The sequence below is a fragment of the Acidovorax sp. genome, from assembly GCF_046339755.1.
GTDB lineage: Bacteria > Pseudomonadota > Gammaproteobacteria > Burkholderiales > Burkholderiaceae_C > Acidovorax.
Genome location: NZ_JBKDTZ010000103.1, coordinates 1 through 4,102, shown reverse-complemented (window position 1 = coordinate 4,102; position 4,102 = coordinate 1). Strand labels below are relative to the sequence as shown.

Annotated in this window: 5 protein-coding genes; 2 read left to right on the top strand and 3 right to left on the bottom strand. The window is 69.5% G+C overall.

The genetic code is table 11. The annotated features are described in order from the left end of the window. Both ACK59X_RS08385 and ACK59X_RS08380 read left to right on the top strand, forming a co-directional pair. On the top strand, positions 1–214 hold a 214-nt coding region (locus ACK59X_RS08385), incomplete at its 5' end, for a hypothetical protein (protein ID WP_409956426.1). Positions 215–319: 105 nt separating this feature from the next. Further along, on the top strand, positions 320–2,722 hold the full coding sequence (locus ACK59X_RS08380; protein WP_409956425.1) for a penicillin-binding protein 1A: 2,403 nt from the start codon (positions 320–322) through the stop codon (positions 2,720–2,722). 10 nt (positions 2,723–2,732) lie between these two features. On the opposite strand, the gene ACK59X_RS08375 is transcribed toward ACK59X_RS08380, so the two are convergent. The 3 genes from ACK59X_RS08375 to ACK59X_RS08365 all read right to left on the bottom strand — a co-directional run. Next, on the bottom strand, positions 2,733–2,927 hold the full coding sequence (locus ACK59X_RS08375) for a DUF1737 domain-containing protein (protein WP_409956424.1): 195 nt from the start codon (positions 2,925–2,927) through the stop codon (positions 2,733–2,735). A gap of 25 nt (positions 2,928–2,952) precedes the next feature. Next, positions 2,953–3,504 carry an NUDIX hydrolase gene (locus ACK59X_RS08370; RefSeq protein WP_409956423.1) on the bottom strand — a complete coding sequence of 184 codons (552 nt, stop codon included), beginning with the start codon at positions 3,502–3,504 and terminating at the stop codon, positions 2,953–2,955. 99 nt (positions 3,505–3,603) lie between these two features. Then, positions 3,604–4,102: fumarylacetoacetate hydrolase family protein (locus ACK59X_RS08365; RefSeq protein WP_409956422.1), on the bottom strand; the 499-nt coding region annotated here is incomplete at its 5' end.

Here is a 4,102-nt window from a genome sequence, read left to right as displayed (position 1 = left end):
AGCGACCAGTCCGCAAGAGCGGCCCATCGGGGAAGGCCAAGGCTGCCTCCTCCGCCAAGGTGCGCGCCAGCCGGACGAGCACCCGCAAGGCTGTCCGGAAGCCTGCCCCGGCGAAGAAGCCGGCAGCCAGCTCGCCAAAGCCGAGGAGCTGGGCGTGCCCGTGATCGACGAGGCCGGCATGCTGGCCTTGCTGGCCGGCGGCGTGGCCGCCTGAGAACTTGCGCCGGCTTGCTGAGTCAGAGCGTGTTTCCCATCGGGCCGCCGCCGTGTTCCCCCTGTCCCTGATTTCCCGACCGGATGCCCCCGAGGGGCTTGCCTGATGCCTCCCTTCCTCTCCTCCCTGGCCACCCGCCTGGGCGCCAGCTTCGGCCGCGCGCTGGCCTACGTGCGGGGCTCACGGCGCCGCACCTGGCTGTTTGCCGTCCTGGTCTTGCCGGCCGCCCTGGTGCTCTATACCCTGGCGCTGATCCCGTTCACCCCCTCCATCAGCGACATCACCAAGGCCAAGACCGAGCGGCCTGCGCAACTGATCTCGGCCGACGGCAAGGTGCTGTCCGAGTACCGCTGGGCCAACCGCGAATGGGTGGCCCTGGACCGCGTGGCGCCGCACGTGGTCAATGCCCTCATCGCCACCGAGGACCACCGCTTCTACGAGCACTGGGGCATGGACTGGCGGCGCACCTTTTCGTCCGTGCTGCATACCTTGCGCGGCGACCCGCAGGGTGGTTCCACCATCACGCAGCAGCTGGCGCGCAACCTGTTCCCGGAAGAGATCGGGCGCTCGCGCACCATCACGCGCAAGCTCAAGGAGGCGATCACCGCGATCAAGATCGAGATGGCCTACTCCAAGGACGAGATCCTGGAGACGTATCTCAACACCGTGCCCTTCCTGTACAACGCCTTCGGCATCGAGATGGCGGCGCGCACCTACTTCGACAAGTCGGCCGACAAGCTCAACCTGCTCGAGAGCGCCACGCTGATCGGCATGCTCAAGGGCACGGCCTACTACAACCCGGTGATGAACCCCGAGCGCGCACAGGCCCGGCGCAACACCGTGCTGGCGCAGATGGTCAAGCGCGACAAGCTCGACAAGGCCCAGTTCGACACCCTGCAAAAGCGCCCGCTGCGCCTGGACTTCGAGCGCCAGACCGAGGCCACGGGCCTGGCCCCGCACTTTGCCCAGCAGCTGCGCAAAACCCTGATCGCCTGGGCCGACGCCAACGGCTACGACCTGCATGCGGACGGCCTGCAGGTGCACACCACCATCGACTCGCGCCTGCAGGCCATGGCCAACCAGGCCGTGGCCAAGCAGGGTCGGCAGTTGCAGGGCATTGCCGACACGGCCTGGGCCCAGCGCAGCGCCTGGAACCCGCAGTCCGACCTGGTGCAGGACTTCGTGCGCGACACCTCCGAGTACCGCACGGCGGTGGAGCAGGGCGCCGCGCCCGACGAGGCGATGAAGAGCCTGCTGGGCGACACCGCCTTCATGCGCACCCTGCGCCAGAACAAGACGCGCGTGCAGGCCGGCTTCATGGCCATGGACCCGGTCACCGGCAAGGTGCTGGCCTGGGTGGGCAGCCGCGACTTCGGCCAGGACCCGTTCGACCACGTGCAGCAGGCGCGGCGCCAGCCGGGCTCCACCTTCAAGCCCTTCGTCTATGGCGCGGCCTTCGAGCAGGGCGCGCTGCCCAGCGACACGTTGATGGACGAGGCCGTGGAGATCCCCCTGGGCGGCGGCCAGGTCTGGCGCCCCACCGATGGCGGCCCGCCCAGCGACGAGCCCATGACCCTGGCCGACGGCCTGGCCCTGTCCAAGAACACCATCACCGCCCAGCTCATGCACAAGGTGGGCCCGGCCCACGTGGCCGAGCTGGCCCGTGCCATGGGCGTGCGCGAAAGCAAGCTGGAGCTGGTGCCTTCGCTGGCCCTGGGCACCAGCCCGGTCACGCTGCGCGAGATGGTCACGGCCTACGGCACCATCGCCAATGCCGGGCGCTATGTGTCGCCAGTGCTCATCACCCGCATCGAGGACCGCAATGGCAAGCTGCTGCAGACCTTCACCCCGCCCGCAGCCGAGAGGGTGCTGCCCACCGGCCCGGCCCAGACGCTGCGCGCGGCCATGCGCGGCGTGATCGACAAGGGCACGGGCCGCGCCATCCGCTCGCGCTACGGCATCACCGGCGATGTGGCGGGCAAGACCGGCACCACGCAGGACAACACCGACGGCTGGTTCATCCTCATGCACCCGCGCGTGGTGGCCGGTGCCTGGGTGGGCTTCAACGACGGCCGCGTGACCCTGCGCAGCGACTACTGGGGCCAGGGCGCCCACAGCGCGCTGCCCATGGTGGGAGACTTCGTGCAGCAGGCCTTCCGCTCGCAGGTGCTCGATGGCAAGGACCGCTTCATCGACGAGGAAGACACCAGTGCCGCAGGCAATGCCATGGCCGGCATGCGCAACTGGGTGATGGAGCTGTTCGGCCGCGACGCGCCGGGCCAGCCTGGGCAGCCGCCCGCCGGGGGCTCCTACCCGCCGCCGCTGCCTCCGGGAACGCTGCCCCCCGTCATCCGAGAGCCGGACCCGTCCGATGCACCACCGCAGCGCGGTCCCACGCCGCCGGCCGAACAGATGGTGCTGCCGCCGATGCCGCCCGCCATGCCCCCGCCGGGGAGCGTGCCGGCGCCCGGCAGCGCGCAGATCCCCGGGGCGGAAGTGCCGCCCTGACGGGGCCGGGCTAGTGCCGGTGGGCCCCGGGCCAGACGATGGCCTGCGCCACGATCACGCGCTCGCCGTTGAAGGTCGCGGCCGGCGAGCCGTACAGCTCATAGCCTGGGGCCTCGCTCACACGCTTGCAGAAGGCCGCGTCGTCGGGGCCGGTCAGCAGGCGGTAGGTGGGCAGGTTGTCGGGTGGGGTGGTGCAGGTGGTCATGGCATGGCTGCCGACGTTGGGCCGGCTACTCGATGTCGATGCAGTGCAGTCCGAAGCTGCCGGCCTTGCGGTCCGCGAAATAGCACTCCAGCGTTTCCTTCACGGTGCGGAAGGCGATCTCGTCCCAGGGGATCTCGGCCTCGGTGAACAGGCGCGCCTCGATGGTTTCGTGGCCGGGGTTGAACTCTTCGCTCTGCAGGGTTGCGCGGTAGAAGAAGTGCACCTGGCCGACGCGGCGCACATTGAGCAGGCTGAACAGCGGGCCCATCTCGATCTGCGCGCCGGCCTCCTCGTCGGTCTCGCGCGCGGCGCCCTGCGACGTGGTCTCTTCCAGCTCCATGAAGCCCGCGGGCAGGGTCCACTTGCCCCAGCGTGGTTCGATGTTGCGCTTGCACAGCAGCACCCGGCCATCGGGCAGCGCCGGCACCGTGCCCACCACGTTGAGCGGGTTCTCGTAGTGAACCGTGTTGCAGGCCGGGCACACGGCGCGCTGCTTGGTGTCGCCGTCGTCGGGCAGGCGGTACACCACGGCGGTGCCGCAGGCGCGGCAGTGTCGGATCGGGCTGCGGAAGGTCATGCGGATAATGGCGTGGAGCTGCCGGACGGAACTCTTGCCCGCAGCTATGAAAATGATAGTGTACCGCCCGCTACGACGGGCCGTGGCGGGCGGTCTGGTTTACACCACCTTCAACTTCAGCCCCGTAAGGCCGTCCACGCCGCCTTCGAGCGTATCGCCGCGCACCACGGCACCCACGCCTTCGGGGGTGCCGGTGTAGATCAGGTCGCCGGGTTGCAGCTCCCAGGCGGCCGACAGGTGCTCGATGGTCTCGGCGATGTTCCAGATCAGCTGGGCCACGGTGCTGCGCTGCTTGTCAGTGCCATTGACCTGCAGCCAGATGCCGGCCTTGGCCACGTCGCCGGCCTGCGCGGCGGGTGTGATGGGACCGATGGGGGCGCTGGCGTCGAAGCCCTTGCCGATGCACCAGGGGCGGCCCTGCTTCTTCATGTCGTTCTGCAGGTCGCGGCGCGTCATGTCCAGGCCCGTGGCGTAGCCGTAGATGTGCGAGAACGCATCGGCGGCCTTGATGTCCTTGCCGCCCTTGCCGATGGCCACCACCAGCTCGATCTCGTGGTGCAGGTTGGCCGTGAGGCTGGGGTAGGGCAACTCGCCAGTC